The 18378-nt window shown below is 67.6% G+C and carries 14 protein-coding genes; 12 read left to right on the top strand and 2 right to left on the bottom strand.

What is annotated here, in order from left to right; all coding sequences use genetic code 11:
• Nucleotides 1–149: 149 nt before the first annotated feature.
• Both EX20_RS01495 and metH read left to right on the top strand, forming a co-directional pair.
• Complete coding sequence (locus tag EX20_RS01495) at nt 150–1217, top strand: homocysteine S-methyltransferase family protein (protein ID WP_014723742.1); 1068 nt, start codon at nt 150–152, stop codon at nt 1215–1217.
• Between the two features lie 46 nt (nt 1218–1263).
• Nucleotides 1264–3981 (top strand): methionine synthase, encoded by a 2718-nt coding sequence (gene metH / locus EX20_RS01490; protein ID WP_011886165.1) that lies wholly within the window; start codon nt 1264–1266, stop codon nt 3979–3981.
• 146 nt (nt 3982–4127) lie between these two features.
• Here the strand turns inward: metH and EX20_RS01485 are convergent, their stop codons facing one another.
• Complete coding sequence (locus EX20_RS01485) at nt 4128–4451, bottom strand: DUF1840 domain-containing protein (protein WP_011886166.1); 324 nt, start codon at nt 4449–4451, stop codon at nt 4128–4130.
• Between the two features lie 201 nt (nt 4452–4652).
• On the opposite strand from EX20_RS01485, the gene argS reads away from it, so the two are divergent.
• From argS to EX20_RS01460, 5 genes are all read left to right on the top strand, one after another.
• On the top strand, nt 4653–6434 hold the full coding sequence (gene argS, locus EX20_RS01480) for an arginine--tRNA ligase (protein ID WP_014723744.1): 1782 nt from the start codon (nt 4653–4655) through the stop codon (nt 6432–6434).
• 99 nt (nt 6435–6533) lie between these two features.
• The gene (locus EX20_RS01475) at nt 6534–7439 is read left to right on the top strand and encodes an SPOR domain-containing protein (protein ID WP_011886168.1); all 906 of its coding nucleotides are present in this window, start codon (nt 6534–6536) and stop codon (nt 7437–7439) included.
• A gap of 66 nt (nt 7440–7505) precedes the next feature.
• On the top strand, nt 7506–8144 hold the full coding sequence (locus EX20_RS01470) for a thiol:disulfide interchange protein DsbA/DsbL (protein ID WP_011886169.1): 639 nt from the start codon (nt 7506–7508) through the stop codon (nt 8142–8144).
• Nucleotides 8145–8163: 19 nt separating this feature from the next.
• Complete coding sequence (locus tag EX20_RS01465) at nt 8164–8937, top strand: SDR family oxidoreductase (RefSeq protein ID WP_011886170.1); 774 nt, start codon at nt 8164–8166, stop codon at nt 8935–8937.
• Between the two features lie 615 nt (nt 8938–9552).
• The gene (locus EX20_RS01460) at nt 9553–11148 is read left to right on the top strand and encodes an ABC transporter substrate-binding protein (protein ID WP_011886171.1); all 1596 of its coding nucleotides are present in this window, start codon (nt 9553–9555) and stop codon (nt 11146–11148) included.
• Between the two features lie 329 nt (nt 11149–11477).
• Here EX20_RS01460 and EX20_RS01455 read toward each other — a convergent pair whose 3' ends face one another.
• Nucleotides 11478–12557 carry an MBL fold metallo-hydrolase gene (locus EX20_RS01455; RefSeq protein ID WP_014723748.1) on the bottom strand — a complete coding sequence of 360 codons (1080 nt, stop codon included), beginning with the start codon at nt 12555–12557 and terminating at the stop codon, nt 11478–11480.
• A 409-nt stretch (nt 12558–12966) separates the two neighbouring features.
• On the opposite strand from EX20_RS01455, the gene aceK reads away from it, so the two are divergent.
• The 5 genes from aceK (at nt 12967) to EX20_RS01430 (ending at nt 18237) form a co-directional block, all read left to right on the top strand.
• Entirely contained in the window at nt 12967–14787 is a 1821-nt protein-coding gene (aceK, locus tag EX20_RS01450) for a bifunctional isocitrate dehydrogenase kinase/phosphatase (protein WP_034192524.1), read from the top strand.
• Nucleotides 14788–14853: 66 nt separating this feature from the next.
• The gene (can, locus tag EX20_RS01445) at nt 14854–15621 is read left to right on the top strand and encodes a carbonate dehydratase (protein ID WP_011886175.1); all 768 of its coding nucleotides are present in this window, start codon (nt 14854–14856) and stop codon (nt 15619–15621) included.
• Nucleotides 15622–15697: 76 nt separating this feature from the next.
• Nucleotides 15698–16375 carry an SDR family oxidoreductase gene (locus EX20_RS01440; RefSeq protein WP_011886176.1) on the top strand — a complete coding sequence of 226 codons (678 nt, stop codon included), beginning with the start codon at nt 15698–15700 and terminating at the stop codon, nt 16373–16375.
• A gap of 39 nt (nt 16376–16414) precedes the next feature.
• Entirely contained in the window at nt 16415–16852 is a 438-nt protein-coding gene (locus EX20_RS01435) for a YchJ family protein (protein WP_011886177.1), read from the top strand.
• 107 nt (nt 16853–16959) lie between these two features.
• Nucleotides 16960–18237, top strand: coding sequence for a dienelactone hydrolase family protein (locus tag EX20_RS01430; RefSeq protein ID WP_011886178.1), 1278 nt, complete (start codon nt 16960–16962; stop codon nt 18235–18237).
• The last annotated feature ends 141 nt before the right edge of the window (nt 18238–18378 follow it).

Raw genomic sequence — 18378 nt, 5'->3', positions numbered from 1 at the left:
GTCCGGTTCGCCGGGCGGGGGTTTTCGTTTGAGGCGGCCGCCGGCCCGCTCGGTGGCGCGCATCACGGCCGCCGCCCAGCGCGAGCGCGGGCGACGCGCCGGCGCAGCGGCTACAATGGCGGTTTTCCCGTCTTCGCCGCTCTGCCGCCATGTCTGCGTCCCCTCTCGCCGCTTCCGCCCCGCCCGACGCGCGCTACACGCGCGGCGCCGAACTGCCCGCGCTGCTGAAATCGCGCATCCTGATCCTCGACGGCGCGATGGGCACGATGATCCAGCGCTACAAGCTCGACGAGGCCGCGTATCGCGGCGAGCGCTTCAAGGATTTCCCGCGCGACGTGAAGGGCAACAACGAGCTGCTGTCGCTCACGCAGCCGCAGATCATCAGCGAGATCCACGACCAGTACTTCGCGGCCGGCGCCGACATCGTCGAGACCAACACGTTCGGCGCGACGACCGTCGCGCAGGCCGACTACGGGATGGAAGACCTCGTCGTCGAGATGAACGTCGAATCGGCGCGCCTCGCGCGCGAATCGGCCGCCCGCCATGCGACGCCCGGCAAGCCGCGCTTCGTCGCGGGCGCGATCGGGCCGACGCCGAAGACGGCCAGCATCTCGCCCGACGTCAACGATCCGGGCGCGCGCAACATCACGTTCGACGAGCTGCACGCCGCGTACTACCAGCAGGCGAAGGCGCTGCTCGACGGCGGCGTCGACCTGTTCCTCGTCGAGACGATCTTCGACACGCTGAACGCGAAGGCCGCGCTGTTCGCGCTCGACGAACTGTTCGAGGACACCGGCGAGCGCCTGCCGATCATGGTCTCGGGCACCGTCACCGACGCGTCGGGCCGCATCCTGTCGGGCCAGACGGTCGAGGCGTTCTGGAATTCGCTGCGCCACGCGAAGCCGCTCACGTTCGGCCTGAACTGCGCGCTGGGCGCGGCGCTGATGCGCCCGTACATCGCCGAGCTCGCGAAGCTGTGCGACACCTACGTGTCCTGCTACCCGAACGCGGGCCTGCCGAACCCGATGAGCGACACCGGCTTCGACGAGACGCCGGACGTCACGTCGGGCCTGCTGAAGGAGTTCGCGCAGGCCGGGCTCGTGAACCTCGCGGGCGGCTGCTGCGGCACCACGCCCGAGCACATCGCCGAGATCGCCAAGGCGCTCGCCGACGTGAAGCCGCGCCGCTGGCCGAGCCAGTACAGCGAAGCCGCCTGACCACCCGCATCAACGCCCGCCCTACCTCACCAGAATTCGCACCGCCATGACCGATCACATGATGCGCCTTGCCGGCCTCGAGCCGTTCAACGTCACGTCCGGGACGCTCTTCATCAACGTCGGCGAACGCACCAACGTCACCGGCTCGAAGGCGTTCGCGCGGATGATCCTCAACGGCCAGTTCGACGAGGCGCTCGCGGTCGCGCGCCAGCAGGTCGAGAACGGCGCGCAGGTGATCGACGTCAACATGGACGAGGCGATGCTCGATTCGAAGGCGGCGATGGTGCGCTTCCTGAACCTGATCGCGTCCGAGCCGGACATCGCGCGCGTGCCGATCATGATCGACTCGTCGAAGTGGGACGTGATCGAGGCCGGCCTCAAATGCGTGCAGGGCAAGGCGATCGTGAACTCGATCTCGCTGAAGGAAGGTGAGGACGCGTTCCGCCACCACGCGAAGCTGATCCGCCGCTACGGCGCGGCCGCGGTCGTGATGGCGTTCGACGAAACCGGCCAGGCCGACACCTACCAGCGCAAGACCGAGATCTGCAAGCGCTCGTACGACTTCCTCGTGAACGAAGTCGGCTTCCCGCCGGAAGACATCATCTTCGACCCGAACATCTTCGCGGTCGCGACCGGCATCGAGGAGCACAACAACTACGCGGTCGACTTCATCGAGGCGACGCGCTGGATCAAGCAGAACCTGCCGTATGCGAAGGTGAGCGGCGGCGTGTCGAACGTGTCGTTCTCGTTCCGCGGCAACGACCCGGTGCGCGAGGCGATCCACACCGTGTTCCTGTACCACGCGATCCAGGCCGGAATGGACATGGGCATCGTGAACGCCGGCCAGCTCGGCGTGTACGCCGACCTCGATCCGGAGCTGCGCGAGCGCGTGGAGGACGTGATCCTGAACCGCCGCGCCGATTCCACCGACCGGCTGCTCGAGATCGCCGACAAGTTCAAGACCGGCGCGGCGAAGAAGGAAGAGAACCTCGAGTGGCGCAACCAGCCGGTCGAGAAGCGTCTCGCGCATGCGCTCGTGCACGGCATCACGAACTTCATCGTCGAAGACACCGAGGAAGCGCGCGCGGCGATCGCCGCGGCGGGCGGGCGCCCGATCAACGTGATCGAAGGCCCGCTGATGGACGGGATGAACATCGTCGGCGACCTGTTCGGCCAGGGCAAGATGTTCCTGCCGCAGGTCGTGAAGTCGGCGCGCGTGATGAAGCAGGCCGTCGCGCACCTGATCCCGTTCATCGAGGAAGAGAAGCGCCTGCTCGCGGAAGCGGGCGGCGACGTGCGCGCGAAGGGCAAGATCGTCATCGCGACCGTGAAGGGCGACGTGCACGACATCGGCAAGAACATCGTGTCGGTCGTGCTCCAGTGCAACAACTTCGAAGTGGTCAACATGGGCGTGATGGTCCCGTGCAACGAGATCCTCGCGAAGGCGAAGGTCGAGGGCGCGGACATCATCGGGCTGTCGGGGCTCATCACGCCGAGCCTCGAGGAAATGGCCTACGTCGCGTCGGAAATGCAGCGCGACGACTACTTCCGCGTGAAGAAGATCCCGCTGCTGATCGGCGGCGCGACCACGTCGCGCGTGCACACGGCCGTGAAGATCGCGCCGCATTACGAAGGGCCGGTGGTCTACGTGCCGGACGCGTCGCGCTCGGTGTCGGTCGCGTCGAACCTGCTGTCCGACGAAGGCGCGGCCAAGTACCTCGACGACCTGAAGGCCGACTACGAGCGCATCCGCGATCAGCACGCGAACCGCAAGGCGCAGCCGATGGTCACGCTCGCCGAAGCGCGCGCGAACAAGACCAGGATCGACTGGTCGAGCTACCGCCCGGTGAAGCCGAAGTTCATCGGCCGGCGCGTGTTCAAGAACTACGACCTGAACGAGCTCGCGAACTACATCGACTGGGGCCCGTTCTTCCAGACCTGGGACCTCGCGGGCCCGTACCCGGCGATCCTGAACGACGAGATCGTCGGCGAATCCGCGCGCCGCGTGTTCTCCGACGCGAAATCGATGCTCGCGCGCCTGATCCAGGGCCGCTGGCTGACCGCGAACGGCGTGATCTCGCTGCTGCCGGCCAACACGGTGAACGACGACGACATCGAGATCTACACCGACGACACGCGCTCGGAAGTGCTGCTCACATGGCGCAACCTGCGCCAGCAGAGCGTGCGGCCGGTGGTCGACGGCGTGATGCGCCCGAACCGCTCGCTCGCCGACTTCATCGCGCCGAAGGACTCGGGCGTCGCCGACTACATCGGGATGTTCGCGGTGACGGCCGGCCTCGGCGTCGACGTGAAGGAAAAGCAGTTCGAAGCCGACCACGACGACTACAGCGCGATCATGCTGAAGGCGCTCGCCGACCGCTTCGCGGAAGCGTTCGCCGAAGCGATGCACGCGCGCGTGCGCCGCGAGCTGTGGGGCTATGCGAGCGACGAGACGCTCGACAACGACGCGCTGATCGCCGAAAAGTACGCGGGCATCCGGCCGGCGCCCGGCTATCCGGCCTGCCCCGACCACCTCGTGAAGCGCGACATGTTCGCGGCGCTGCACGCGGACGAGATCGGGATGAGCGTGACCGATTCGCTCGCGATGCTGCCGGCGGCGAGCGTGTCGGGCTTCTACCTCGCGCATCCGGACAGCCGGTATTTCTCGGTGGGCAAAATCGGGCAGGATCAGCTCGACGATTATGCGCGGCGCATGTCGCTGTCGCTCGACGACGCGCGCCGCGCGCTCGCGCCGCAGCTGTGATCCGGGCGCGGCGCGCGCATCGGCGTGCCGCTTTGGTCATACGAAATGAAAAAGCCCGCGCGATGCGGGCTTTTTTCATGGCATTCTGGCCTGCCGGGCTGCGTCGGCCGGCCGGCGCGTGGCGCGTGGCGACCGGCGACGGGCGTTCAGAAGCCCCAGTGCACGTCGGCCTGCGCGGCCTTCGCTTCACGCAGCATCGCGAGGAACGGTGCGACGCGCTGCGCGAGGCTCGCCGGCACTTCGTGGTGCGCGTGATCGTCGTCGTCCTCGTGGAAATGGCCGGCGTGCTCGGCGCGTTCCTGCTTCGCCTGCGCGACCGCGCCTTCCAGCTTCGCGATCGCGTGGTCCAATTCGTCGTGCGTAATGACGCCGCGTTCGCCCAGTTGCTTGCCGACGAGGCCCAGCACGTATACAGCGAAATCCTTCAGCACGTCTAGATCCTGTGCCGCCTTGCTCTTGAACGTAATCATGACAATTCCCTTTTCATCTTGTTGTGCCCGCACGGCGCGGTGGGGAGGACGCCGGCAGGGCGGCGTCCGGCCTCGCGGACGCGGGGCGCCTGAGCGGCATATTAGCACCTGTTAAAATTCTGCGATCCCTGAAACGCGCGCTTAAAAAGCACGCCGGCGGGCCGGCGCTTCCGGCCGCCACCAACGAAGCCTTCTACCAGCATGCTGCCAGCACACAAACAGACCCTCGAAGCCCTGCTCGCGGATAGCGTCGCGCAGGTCGCACACGCGCTCAAGGGCGCCGACGCCGAATTCGTCATCCCGGCCATCACGCTGGAGCGCCCGAAGGTCGCCGCGCACGGCGACGTCGCGTGCAACGTCGCGATGCAGCTCGCCAAGCCGCTCGGCACGAACCCGCGCCAGCTCGCCGAGCGGATCGTCGCGGCGCTGGTCGCGCAGCCGGCCGCGCAAGGGCTCGTCGACGCGGCGGAAATCGCCGGCCCGGGCTTCATCAACCTGCGCGTGAGCGCCGCCGCGAAGCAGGCCGTGATCGCCGCCGTGTTCGAGCAGGGCCGCGCGTTCGGCACGTCGGAGCGTGAAAAAGGCAAGCGGGTGCTGGTCGAATTCGTCTCGGCCAACCCGACCGGCCCGCTGCACGTCGGCCACGGCCGCCAGGCGGCGCTCGGCGACGTGCTCGCGAACGTGATCGCGAGCCAGGGCTACGCGGTGCACCGCGAGTTCTACTACAACGACGCGGGCGTGCAGATCGCCAACCTCGCGATCTCGACGCAGGCGCGCGCGCGCGGCCTGAAGCCGGGCGACGCCGGCTGGCCCGAAGCCGCGTACAACGGCGAATACATCGCCGACATCGCGCGCGACTACCTGAACGGCGCGACGGTCGCGGCGAAGGACGGCGAGCCGGTCACCGGCGCGCGCGACATCGAGAATCTCGACGCGATCCGCAAGTTCGCGGTCGCCTACCTGCGCCACGAACAGGACATGGACCTGCAGGCGTTCGGCGTGAAATTCGACCAGTACTACCTCGAGTCGTCGCTGTACAGCGAAGGCCGCGTCGAGAAGACAGTCGACGCGCTGGTCAAGGCCGGCATGACCTACGAGCAGGACGGCGCGCTGTGGCTGCGCACGACCGACGAAGGCGACGACAAGGACCGCGTGATGCGCAAGTCGGACGGCACGTACACGTACTTCGTGCCGGACGTCGCGTACCACGTGACGAAATGGGAGCGCGGCTTCACGAAGGTGATCAACATCCAGGGCTCTGACCACCACGGCACGATCGCGCGCGTGCGCGCCGGGCTCCAGGGGCTGCACATCGGCATCCCGAAGGGCTATCCCGACTACGTGCTGCACAAGATGGTCACCGTGATGCGCGACGGCCAGGAAGTGAAGCTGTCGAAGCGCGCGGGCAGCTACGTGACGGTGCGCGACCTGATCGAATGGTCGGGCGGCGCGGCGCCGGGCCAGGAGGCCGCGCCCGACATGATCGACGAAGCGACCATCACGCGCGGCCGCGACGCGGTCCGCTTCTTCCTGATCTCGCGCAAGGCCGACACCGAGTTCGTGTTCGACATCGACCTCGCGCTGAAACAGAACGACGAGAACCCCGTCTACTACGTCCAGTACGCGCACGCGCGGATCTGCTCGGTGCTCAACGAACTGAAGGCGCGCTACAACGTCGACGTCGCACAACTGCCGGGCGCCGACCTGTCGCAGCTCACGAGCCCGCAGGCCGTGTCGCTGATGCAGAAGCTCGCCGAGTATCCGGATCTCCTCACGCACGCCGCGAACGAGCTGGCGCCGCACGCGGTCGCGTTCTATCTGCGCGATCTCGCTGGTGAATTCCACTCGTTCTACAATGCGGAGCGCGTGCTGGTCGACGACGAAGCGCCGCGCAACGCACGCGCCGCGCTGCTCGCCGCGACCCGGCAGGTGCTGGAGAACGGCCTGGCGATGCTCGGGGTATCCGCGCCCGCCAAGATGTAAGCGGCCCGAACTGGGCAGCGAATGGCCGCGGCGGCGCCCGCCCGCAGGATCCCGCCTGCCGCAGCCTTTTCACGATTCTTTTTGCAGGTGACTCAAGCAATGGCACAACCACGCCGTACTTCGAAGCAATCGAAACAAGCCGGAGGAACATTTCTTGGAATCGTGCTGGGCCTGATCGTCGGCCTCGCGATTGCGGTGGTGGTGGCGCTCTACATCACGCGTTCGCCGTCGCCGTTCGTGTCGAAGGTGGCGCCGCCCGTCGACAACGGCGCGAGCCAGCCGCAGCAGTTCGATCCGAACCGCGCGCTGCAGGGCAAGACGCCCGGCCAGCCGGTGCCGCAGGCCGCGCAGTCCGCGCCGCCCAATACCGCGCCCGGCCAGGCCGCGAACCAGACCCAGGGCGGCCTGCTGCCCGAACCGCAGATCGTCGAGGTGCCGTCGTCGGGCAACGCGAACGGCGCGAACGGCTCCGGCAGCGCGAACAACGGCACCGCGTCGAACAACGCCTCGAACAACGCAGCGTCGGGCAACGGCGTCGCCGTCGCGCCGAAGCCGGCCGACAACCCGCCGCCGAAGAAGACGCAACAGGCGCAACAACAGCAGCAGTCCGGCGAGGACGACCTCGCGCGTTTCGCCGCGCAGAAGCAGGCGCAGCAGGCTGCCGCGCAAAAGCAGCAGCAACAGCAAGCCGCCGCGAACGCCGCGAAGCCGGCGCCGTCCGCGACGTCGTCCGCAGCGGCCAAAGCGCCGAGCGCCAGCGACGCGAACACCGGCTACTTCCTGCAGGTCGGCGCGTACAAGACGGAAAGCGACGCCGAGCAGCAGCGCGCACGGCTCGGCTTCCAGGGCTTCGAGTCGAAGGTATCGAAGCGCGACGTCAGCGGCGTGACCTACTTCCGCGTGCGGGTCGGCCCGTTCTCGAAGTTCGAGGATATGAACTCGGCCCGTCAGCGCCTGTCCGATGCAGGTGTCGACACGGCGGTGATCCGCTTCACGAAGCAGTGAGCGCCGGCCGCGCCCACGCAGATTCCGTTACGTTCCGTAACCCGAGCAACTGACGACGTTCCCAACATGAAAAAACTGCTTAGCACGCTTCTCCTCTCCGTGGGCCTGGTCGCCGGCTTCGCGCACGCAACGCCCGCCGCACCGGTGTCGGGCAAGGACTTCGAAGTGATGAAGTCGCCGCAGCCGGTGTCGGCGCCGGCCGGCAAGGTCGAGGTCATCGAATTCTTCTGGTACGGCTGCCCGCACTGCTACGAATTCGAGCCGACGCTCGAGGCGTGGGTGAAGAAGCAAGGCGCCAACATCGACTTCAAGCGCGTGCCGGTCGCGTTCCGCGACGACTTCGTCCCGCATTCGAAGCTGTACTACGCGGTGTCCGCGCTGGGCATCTCGGAGAAGGTCACGCCGGCGATCTTCAACGCGATCCACAAGCAGAAGAATTACCTGCTGACGCCGCAGGCGCAGGCCGACTTCCTGGCGACGCAAGGCGTCGACAAGAAGCAGTTCATGGACGCGTACAACTCGTTCAGCGTGCAAGGCCAAGTCAAGCAGTCGGCCGAGCTGATGAAGAACTACGCGATCGACGGCGTGCCGACCGTCGTCGTTCAGGGCAAGTACAAGACTGGTCCGGCTTACACGAACAGCATTCCGGGTACCGCGCAGGTGCTCGACTACCTCGTGAAGCAGGTGCAGGACAAGAAGCTCTGATCCGCGAGCGCGCGCCGGCATGACTACTCCGCTGAAGGTTTTCATCACCGGCGCGTCGAGCGGCCTCGGCCTCGCGTTGGCCGACGAATATGCACGCCAGGGCGCGACGCTCGCGCTCGTCGCGCGCCGCACCGAAGCGCTCGACGCATTCGCGCGGCGCTTTCCGAAGCTGTCCGTGTCGGTGTATCGCGCCGACGTGCGCGATGCCGACGCGCTGGCCACGGCCGCCGCATCGTTCATCGCCGCGCACGGCTGCCCGGACGTCGTGATCGCGAACGCTGGCATCAGCCAGGGCGCCGTCACGGGCCAGGGCGATCTCGCCGCGTTCCGCGACGTGATGGACATCAACTATTACGGGATGGTCGCGACCTTCGAGCCGTTCGTCGGCCCGATGACGGCCGCGCGCCACGGCACGCTGGTCGGCGTTGCGAGCGTCGCCGGCGTGCGCGGGCTGCCGGGTTCGGGCGCCTACAGCGCGTCGAAGTCGGCGGCGATCAAGTACCTCGAGGCGCTGCGCGTCGAACTGCGGCCGGCCGGCGTCGGCGTCGTGACGATCGCGCCCGGCTATATCCGCACGCCGATGACGGCGCACAACCCGTACCGGATGCCGTTCCTGATGGACGCCGACCGCTTCGCGGCCCGTGCGGCCCGCGCGATCGCGCGGCAACACGCGTTCCGCGTGATCCCGTGGCAGATGGGCGTCGTCGCGAAGGTGCTGCACGTGCTGCCGCGCTGGCTCTACGACCGTCTGTTCGAGAAGGCGCCGCGCAAGCCGAAGGCCGGCGCGCACTGACGCGGCGCTCGCGGAGCGCCGCGGGACGATTCTGCGTCGGCGCGGCGGGCGCGCCGTTGGTTCGGGCCGGATACCTCCGGCGCCGCGCATCGCGCATCTCGCATCTCGCATCTCGCATCTCGCTCTACGCTCTACCTTCGCCCTTCGCACTGCGCACTGCGCTGCACTCCACACTCCACGCTTCACGCTTCACGCTTCACGCTTCACGCGCCACACTCCACGCTTCACGCTTCACGCTTCACGCGCCACATTCCACGCTTCACGCTTCACGCTTCACGCGCCACATTCCACGCTTCACGCATCGCGCACCCCGCGCCGCGCCGTGCGCCAAACACACGCACGAAGCATCGCTGCCGCCAGCCAGCCGCGCCGGGCTTCTCGTTGCTTCCGCCACTTCCCTCCCCGCGCCACCGCACACCCCACCGCGCCGCCGCCCCAGCACGCATTCCGTCGCGAACGCACCCGTTTGTCGCGCAATTCGCCGCGTTCCGGCGCCTTTACCCACGCCGCGCGCGCTTTGACGGTATCCTATTCGCCAGCCGCGCCGGCCCGGCCTCGCCGGGCCGCGCCGCATTCCGACACCGCGCAAAAATCACAAGTCACGTGGGAGAACCTATGCACGTCAAGCTGTTCGCCGCGGCGGCACTGGCCGCCGCCGTCGCCGCTCCGGGCGTCGCCGCCGCCAAGCCGCTCACCGTTTGCACCGAGTCGAGCCCCGACGGCTTCGACGTCGTGCAGTACAACTCGCTCGTCACCACCAACGCGTCGGCCGACGTGATCTTCAATACGCTCGTGTCGTACGACGAAGCGACCAAAAAGGTCGTCCCCGCGCTCGCCGACAAATGGGAAGCGAGCGCCGACGGCCTCACCTACACGTTCCATCTGCGCCCGAACGTCGCGTTCCAGACCACGGACTACTTCAAGCCTGGCCGCCCGCTGAACGCCGACGACGTCGTCTTCACGTTCGCGCGGATGCTCGACGATTCGAACCCGTGGCACAAGGTGGCCGGCGCGAGCGGCTTCCCGCACGCGCAGTCGATGGGCCTCGCGAAGCTCGTGAAGTCGGTCTCGAAAGTCGACGACAGCACCGTGAAGTTCGTGCTGAACGAGCCGAACGCGACGTTCGTGCCGATCCTGACGATGGGCTTCGCGTCGATCTACTCGGCCGAATACGCGGACCAGCTGCTGAAGGCCGGCAAGCAGGCCGACCTGAACGCGAAGCCGATCGGCACCGGCCCGTTCGTGCTGAAGAGCTATACGAAGGACGCGCTGATCCGCTACGACGTGAACCCGAGCTACTGGGGCGCGAAGCCGAAGGTCGACCGGCTGATCTACGCGATCACGCCCGACGCGTCGGTGCGCATGCAGAAGGTGAAGGCCGGCGAATGCCAGATCGCGCTGTCGCCGAAGCCGCAGGACGTGCTCGCCGCGAAGGGCGAAAGCGCGCTGAAGGTCGTGCAGACGCCCGCGTTCATGACCGCGTTCGTCGCGCTGAACACGCAGAAAAGGCCGCTCGACAACGACAAGGTGCGCGAGGCGCTGAACCTCGCCTTCGATCGCGCGACCTATCTGAAGGTCGTGTTCGACAACACGGCGACGGCCGCGAACAACCCGTATCCGCCGAACACGTGGAGCTACGCGAAGGACCTCGCGCCGTATCCGTACGATCCGGCGAAGGCGAAGCAACTGCTCGCGCAGGCCGGCTTCCCGAACGGCTTCACGACGACGATCTGGACGCGCCCGACCGGCAGCGTGCTGAACCCGAACCCGAAGGCCGGCGCCGAGCTGCTGCAGGCCGACCTCGCGAAGATCGGCGTGAAGGCCGACGTGAAGGTGATCGAATGGGGCGAGCTGATCAAGCAGGCGAAGCTCGGCCAGCACGACATGCTGTTCATGGGCTGGGCCGGCGACAACGGCGATCCGGACAATTACCTGACGCCGCTGTTCAGCTGCAACGCGGTGAAGTCGGGCATCAACTTCGCGCGTTTCTGCGACGCGCAGCTCGACAAGCTGATCGCCGACGGCAAGGCGACCGCCGATCAGGCCAAGCGCGCGAAGCTGTACGAAGCGGCGCAGAAGATCATCCACGACCAGGCGCTGTGGATTCCGCTCGGCTACCCGACTGCGGCCGCGCTCACGCGCGCGAACGTGAGCGGCTATCGCGTGAGCCCGTTCGGCCGTCAGAACTTCACGACGGTGTCCGTGCAGTAGGCGTGTGCGGCGCACGTGCATGCCTCGCATGCACGGCGCGTCTCATCTCACCGCCAGCGGCACCCGCCGCTGGCCGCCAAGAGTCGGATGCGCGTTGCGGCACCGCACGCACGCGCAGTTAGTTGCTGCTGCTCGACAAGCTGACCACACGCCTCGATCTCGAATCGGCGCGCGCGATCGAAGCCGCGCTGGCCGGCATTCCCGACCCAATCGAGGCCGCGACGCACGACGCGTGCGTTCGCCGTCTCGCCCGCCCCAACCACACCACGCAACGACAGCGCGCCGGCCTGCGCCGCGCCGCGCCGCCGCGTAACGACGCCACCACGCCCTCAGCGCACGCCGCGGAACCGCAGCATGCCGTCGTCGCCCTGCTCGCGCACGAGCTCGCCGGCAAGCCACAGCAGGTTCAGGTGCGCGAGCGCCTCGCCGAGCGCGAACGTCATCTGATGGATGTCGAGCTCGCGGCGGCGGAACATGATCGGCACGATGTCGGCCGCGCTCGCCGGGCGTTCGGCGCACTCGGCACGCACTTCGTCGAGACGCGCGTCGTGGTGCGCGCGCAGTTGCGCGATGCGCGTGCGCACGCCGCGGAACGGCTTGCCGTGCGACGGCAGCACGAGCGTGTCGGGCGCCATCGTCTCGTAGCGGCCGAGCGATTCCAGATACAGCGCAAGCGGGTTCGCTTCCGGCTCGAGATCGAACACCGACACGTTGGTCGAGATGCGCGGCAGCACCATGTCGCCGGAAATCAGCACGCCGTCCGCTTCGCTGTGGAGCGCGCAATGTTCAGGCGAATGCCCGTAGCCGGTGACGACGCGCCAGGTGCGCGCGCCGATCGTCACCGCGTCGCCGTCGCGCAGGCGGCGGTAGCGCGGCGGCACGGCCGGCACGAGGTCCGAGTAGTAGCTGCGGCGGCTGCGCAGCTTGTCGAGCGCGACCGGATCGGTGAGGCCATGACGCGCGAAATGCTCGGCCGCCGCCGCGCCGCCCGCGTTCGAGCCGTTGCCGGCCGCCATCAGGCAGCCGAACATGTATTCGCCGAGCGTCATCCACAGCCGCACGTTCCAGCGGCCGCGCTCGCCGCCTTCGCAGAGCCAGTTGGCGAGACCGAAGTGATCGGGGTGGCAATGCGTGACCAGCACGCGCAGCACCGGCAGCCCGTCGAGCTGCGTGTCGAAGATGTGTTCCCAGTGCGTGCGGATCGCGTCCGACGCGATCCCGCAGTCGACGATCGTCCAGCCGGCCTGCCCGTCGATCTCGTCGCGCAGCAGCCACAGGTTGATGTGGTCGAGCGAAAACGGCAGCGGCATGCGCAGCCAGCGCACGCCCGGCGCGACCTCGAACGTGTCGCCCGCGGCGGGCAGCGTGTCGGCGAACGGATAGTCGAGTTGGTGTTCCAGTGCGTTCATCGGTGGGGTGTCTCGTCGTTATCGGTACACACGCGGCGCACCTGCGGTGCGAAAGGCGTGTAATGGTGGGCAATGGCGTGCCAATGCGCGGCGATCCGGGCGCGGGCGGCCCGAGCCCGCACCCTGCGGACGGCGCGCGCGCCGCTGCGCGTATCGCGTCGATTCTAGCGCCGCCGCACGATGCGGGCCGTGCGGCGTGCGTTCGCCGCGCGAAAAAAGTTCGTGCCAGAATCGGTTCCGTACCCGCATCTTTGCGCGAAGATGCACCGAACCGCCGGCAACGGCGCACAACGCGCGTTGTGACGGCCGTCGGCGCGGCGTCGCGGAAATCATTGAAACGCCGACTTGGGCGCTAGAATGGCGAGTGCTTACGGTCCCTCTACGGTCCCTCTCGAACGAGCCTGCACGCATGAATCACTTCCCCAAACTGCTGTCGTCGCAGATCGGTTTCGACATCGCGCAGACGATGCTCGAATACTTCGACCGCCACTACCGGATCTTTCGGGAAGCCGCCGTCGAAGCGAAGACGCTGTACGAGCGCGGCGACTGGCACGGGCTACAGCGCCTCGCACGCGAGCGGATCACGTCGTACGACGAGCGCGTGAAGGAATGCGTCGAGCTGCTCGAGGACGAATACGACGCCGAGAACATCGACGACGAAGTGTGGCAGCAGATCAAGCTGCACTACATCGGGCTGCTCACGTCGCATCGCCAGCCCGAGTGCGCGGAAACCTTCTTCAATTCGGTCTGCTGCAAGATCCTGCACCGTTCGTATTTCAACAACGACTTCATCTTCGTGCGGCCGGCGATCTCGACCGAATACCTGGAGAACGACGAGCCGGCCGCGAAGCCGACCTATCGCGCGTACTATCCGGGCACCGACGGGCTCGCGGCCACGCTCGCGCGCATCGTCACGAACTTCCAGCTCGAGCCGCCGTTCGAGGACCTCACGCGCGACATCGGCTGCGTGATGCAGGCGATCGACGACGAGTTCGGCCAGTTCGATGCGGCGCCCAATTTCCAGATTCACGTGCTGTCGTCGCTGTTCTTCCGCAACAAGAGCGCGTACATCATCGGCCGCATCATCAACGCCGATCGCGTGCTGCCGTTCGCGATGCCGATCCGCCACGTGCGCGCCGGCGTGCTCGCGGTCGATACGGTGCTGCTGCGCCGCGAGCTGCTGCAGGTGATCTTCAGCTTCTCGCACTCGTACTTCCTGGTCGACATGGGCGTGCCGTCCGCGTACGTGGATTTCCTCTGCACCATCATGCCCGGCAAGCCGAAGGCCGAGATCTACACGTCGGTGGGCCTGCAGAAGCAGGGCAAGAACCTGTTCTACCGCGATCTGCTGCACCATCTGTCGCATTCGAGCGACCGCTTCATCATCGCGCCCGGCATCAAGGGCCTCGTGATGCTGGTGTTCACGCTGCCGTCGTTCCCGTACGTGTTCAAGATCATCAAGGATCACTTCCCGCCGCCGAAGGAAACCACGCGCGCGCAGATCATGGAGAAGTACCAGCTCGTGAAGCGCCACGACCGGCTCGGCCGGATGGCCGACACGCTCGAATATTCGAGCGTCGCGCTGCCGCTGTCGCGGCTCGACCATGCGCTCGTGCGCGAGCTCGAGAAGGAAGTGCCGTCGCTGCTCGAATACGAGGACGACAACCTCGTGATCGAGCATCTGTACATCGAGCGCCGGATGACGCCGCTGAACCTGTACCTGCAGAACGGCAGCGACGCGGACATCGAGCACGGCGTGAAGGAGTACGGCAACGCGGTGAAGGAGCTGATGAAGGCCAACATCTTCCCCGGCGACATGCTGTACAAGAACTTCGGCGTCACGCGCCACGGCCGCGTGGTGTTCTACGACTACGACGAGATCGAATACCTGACCGACTGCAACGTGCGGCGCGTGCCGCCGCCGCGCAACGAGGAAGACGAACTGTCGGGCGAACCGTGGTATACCGTCGGCCCGCACGACATCTTTCCGGAAACCTACGGTCCGTTCCTGCTCGGCGACCCGCGCGTGCGCACGGTGTTCATGAAGCACCACGCGGACTTTTTCGACCCGGCGCTGTGGCAAGCGAGCAAGGACAAGCTGTTGCAGGGCGAATTGCCCGATTTTTACCCGTACGACACGTCGCTGCGCTTTTGCGTGCGCTATGCCGCCCGCTTCGACGCGACGCCGGACCATGACGACGGCGCCGGCGCCGCGCAGCGCGCCGCCTGACGCACGGGCGACGCAGCTCGCCCGCGCGCGCCGTCGCCCCGACTTCCGCCAACGGAATCCACATCGATGAACACCCAGGACAATCCGCTTTCGCATCTCTTCGCCAACAACGACGCGTGGGTCAAGCGCCAGCTCGCCGAGGATCCCGAATTCTTCACGCGGCTGGCCGACCAGCAGGCGCCCGAATATCTGTGGATCGGCTGCTCGGATTCGCGCGTGCCGGCCAACCAGATCATCGGCCTGCCGCCCGGCGAAGTGTTCGTGCATCGGAACATCGCGAACGTCGTCGTACACAGCGACCTGAACTGCCTGTCGGTGATCCAGTTCGCGGTCGACATCCTGCGCGTGAAGCACATCATGGTGGTCGGCCATTACGGCTGCTCCGGCGTGAACGCCGCGCTGCACAACCGCCGCGTCGGCCTCGCCGACAACTGGCTGCATCACGTGCAGGACGTGCGCGAGCGCCACGCGGCGCTGCTCGACGAATGGCCGGTGGGCGAAGCGCGCTATCGCCGGCTGATCGAGCTGAACGCGATCGAGCAGGTCGTCAACGTGTGCCGCGCGACGATCGTCAACGACGCGTGGGCGCGCGGCCAGTCGCTCACCGTGCACGCGCTCGTGTACGGCGTGCACGACGGCCGGATGCGCAACCTCGGGATGTCCGTATCGCGGTTCGACGCGCTCGAGGCGACCTACCGGCGCTGCGTCGCGGCGCTCACCGCCCGCGGCCAGCATGCGCCGGACAACGACATGGTCGCCGCGGACGCCGCGCATCTCGAACACGTCGCGCAGGCGGTCGCCGACACGCTCAAGCCGTGCGACGACGCGCAGTAACGGGCGCGGCGAACACCGCATCGACCCGACACACGGCGCTGCCACGACGGCGGCGCAAACCAAAGGAGCGGCGAACATGAAAACCGTACTGATCGTCGGCGCATCGCGCGGCCTCGGGCGCGAATTCGTCCGGCAATACCGGCGCGACGGCTGGAACGTGATCGCGACCGCGCGCGACGACGCGTCGCTCGCGGCGCTGCGGGCCGCAGGCGCCCACGCGCATGCGCTCGACATCGCGCAGCCCGAGCAGATCGCGGCGCTCGGCTGGAAGCTCGACGGCGAGCGGCTCGACGCGGCCGTTCTGGTGTCGGGCGTCTACGGGCCGCGCACCGAAGGCGTCGAGACGATCGGCAACGAGGACTTCGACGCGGTGATGCACACCAACGTGCGCGGGCCGATGCAGCTGCTGCCGATCGTGCTGCCGCTCGTCGAGGACGCGCGCGGCGTGCTGGCCGTGGTGTCGAGCCGGATGGGGAGCATCGCCGATGCGACCGGCACGACCGGCTGGCTGTACCGCGCGAGCAAGGCGGCGCTGAACGACGTGCTGCGCATCGCGTCGCTGCAGACGCGCCACGCTGCGTGTATCTCGCTGCATCCCGGCTGGGTGCGCACCGACATGGGCGGCGCAGAAGCCGCGATCGATCCGGAAACGAGCGTGACCGGCATGCGCCGCGTGATCGCCGAGGCCGGCGCGGACGTATCGCGCGCCAACGGCCGTTTCCTCCAGTACGACGGCGTCGAGCTCAGCTGGTAAGCCGAGGTCGCAACCCGACGTCGTCAATTCACGATTCTCATGATTTCGAACCGACCCGATGCGTGCCCGTGCGGCGGCGCATCGCCGGCCCCGGCCGGCAAAACCGCGGCGCCGCGCTATGCGGCATGCTGCGGCCGCTTCATCGACGGCGGCGAAGCCGCGCCGAGCGCGCTGGAGTTGATGCGCTCGCGCTATAGCGCCTATGTGCTCGGCGCGACCGACTACCTGCGCGCGACCTGGGACGCGCGCACCTGCCCGGCCGATCTCGACGCCGATCCGGCCGCGCCCGACGCGCCGCGCTGGCTCGGCCTTGCGATCAAACGCCACACGCCCGTCGACGCGAGCCACGCGCAGGTCGAGTTCGTCGCGCGCTACAAGGTCGGCGGCCGTGCGTACCGGCTGCACGAAACCAGCCGGTTCGAGCGCGACGAGCGCGGTTTCTGGCGCTATGTCGACGGCGAAGTAAGCGAACGCTGACAAATAGTTGCTGTGTCAGACGCCGGGTAATTCCCGCATTGCACAACCCGAATTTGTCGGGCTAGGATGGCTGTCAGATCGGTCATGTTGCATGGCAGGGCTTACGAATGGCGTTCAGCAAAGCATTGGTGGGATGGATGGCGGCCAGCGTGCTGTCGGCCGCTCAGGCCGGTACGCTGTCGACCGTCAACGTCGGTACGAACGCCGGTGCGACCGGCGGCTCGCTCGCACGCGCCGAGCGCTTCGATTACGGCACGTCGGGTCTCCCGCAGGTCGCCGCCAACCTCAACGAACAGATCATCAGCATTCCGGCCGATGCGTCGGGCTCGGTGATGCTCGAAGCCACGCTGTTCAAGCCGAACGGCCCCGGCCCGTTCCCGCTCGTCGTCTTCAATCACGGCAAGAACACCGGCGATCTGCATCAGCAGCCGCGCAGCCGGCCGCTCGCGTTCGCCCGTGAATTCGTGCGCCGCGGCTATGCGGTGATCGCACCGAACCGCCAGGGCTTCGCCGGTTCGGGCGGCACCTACCGGCAGGAAGGCTGCAACGTCGGCAAGAACGGCCTCGCGCAAGCGGCCGACGTCGACGCCACCGTGCGCTACATGTCGCATCAGCCGTACGTCGATGCGTCGCGCATCGTCGTCGCGGGCACGTCGCACGGCGGGCTCGTGTCGGTCGCGTACGGCACCGAAGCGGCGCCGGGCGTGCGCGGCATCATCAATTTCTCCGGCGGGCTGCGCCAGGATCTCTGCGACGGCTGGCAGCGCAACCTCGTCGACGCGTTCGGCCAGTACGGCGCGCATACGAGCGTGCGCTCGCTGTGGCTGTACGGCGACAACGACTCCGTGTGGACGCCCGGGCTCGTCGCGCAGATGCACGACGCGTACGTGTCGCACGGCACGCAGGCGCAATTCGTCGATTACGGCCGCTACAAGGACGATGCCCACCGGCTGATCGTCGATCGCGACGGCGTGCCCGTGTGGTGGCCGGCCGTGCATGCGTTCCTCGCGGAGCTGAACCTGCCGACCTCGGTGCGCTACGCGGTCGCGAACCCGCACGAGCCGAAGGCGACCGGCTACGCGTCGATCGATTCGGTCGATGCGGTGCCGTTCCTCGACGAAGCGGGCCGCGAAGGCTATCGGCACTTCCTGAACCAGCATCCGAGCCGCGCGTTCGCGGTGTCGTCGGAAGGCGCGTGGTCGTGGGCCGAAGGCGGCGACGATCCGATGGCGCTCGCGCTCGACAACTGCTCGAAGCAAAGCGCCGGCGCATGCCGCCTGTACGCGGTGAACGATCGCGTCGTGTGGAACGGCAACACGACGCAAACCGCCGATAGCGGCGACGCTGAAACCACCACCGACACGCGCGCACTGGCTTCGCGCTGACGCTCCCGGGCGCGACGCCGCGGCGCGCGCCCGTCCCGCATCCTTTCCCGCCTCGCTTCGCCGCCTGGCTTTCCTGCCCCGCTTCCCCGCCCGCTCTGTCGAGCAGCTGCCGCTCAGCCGCGCGGCGCCACACCACGCCCG

This window comes from Burkholderia sp. WP42 (genome assembly GCF_000745665.1).
GTDB classification, from domain to species: Bacteria; Pseudomonadota; Gammaproteobacteria; order Burkholderiales; family Burkholderiaceae; genus Burkholderia; species Burkholderia vietnamiensis.
Note: the sequence above shows the minus strand (reverse complement) of the source record. Positions and strands in the feature narration are given on the sequence as shown.

Bases quoted from the DNA above. Each gene is read 5' to 3' on its own strand.
- EX20_RS01495 (WP_014723742.1), top strand. From the start codon at position 150: ATGTCTGCGTCCCCTCTCGCCGCTTCCGCCCCGCCCGACGCGCGCTAC.
- metH (WP_011886165.1), top strand. From the start codon at position 1,264: ATGACCGATCACATGATGCGCCTTGCCGGCCTCGAGCCGTTCAACGTC.
- EX20_RS01485 (WP_011886166.1), bottom strand. From the start codon at position 4,451: ATGATTACGTTCAAGAGCAAGGCGGCACAGGATCTAGACGTGCTGAAG.
- argS (WP_014723744.1), top strand. From the start codon at position 4,653: ATGCTGCCAGCACACAAACAGACCCTCGAAGCCCTGCTCGCGGATAGC.
- EX20_RS01475 (WP_011886168.1), top strand. From the start codon at position 6,534: ATGGCACAACCACGCCGTACTTCGAAGCAATCGAAACAAGCCGGAGGA.
- EX20_RS01470 (WP_011886169.1), top strand. From the start codon at position 7,506: ATGAAAAAACTGCTTAGCACGCTTCTCCTCTCCGTGGGCCTGGTCGCC.
- EX20_RS01465 (WP_011886170.1), top strand. From the start codon at position 8,164: ATGACTACTCCGCTGAAGGTTTTCATCACCGGCGCGTCGAGCGGCCTC.
- EX20_RS01460 (WP_011886171.1), top strand. From the start codon at position 9,553: ATGCACGTCAAGCTGTTCGCCGCGGCGGCACTGGCCGCCGCCGTCGCC.
- EX20_RS01455 (WP_014723748.1), bottom strand. From the start codon at position 12,557: ATGAACGCACTGGAACACCAACTCGACTATCCGTTCGCCGACACGCTG.
- aceK (WP_034192524.1), top strand. From the start codon at position 12,967: ATGAATCACTTCCCCAAACTGCTGTCGTCGCAGATCGGTTTCGACATC.
- can (WP_011886175.1), top strand. From the start codon at position 14,854: ATGAACACCCAGGACAATCCGCTTTCGCATCTCTTCGCCAACAACGAC.
- EX20_RS01440 (WP_011886176.1), top strand. From the start codon at position 15,698: ATGAAAACCGTACTGATCGTCGGCGCATCGCGCGGCCTCGGGCGCGAA.
- EX20_RS01435 (WP_011886177.1), top strand. From the start codon at position 16,415: ATGATTTCGAACCGACCCGATGCGTGCCCGTGCGGCGGCGCATCGCCG.
- EX20_RS01430 (WP_011886178.1), top strand. From the start codon at position 16,960: ATGGCGTTCAGCAAAGCATTGGTGGGATGGATGGCGGCCAGCGTGCTG.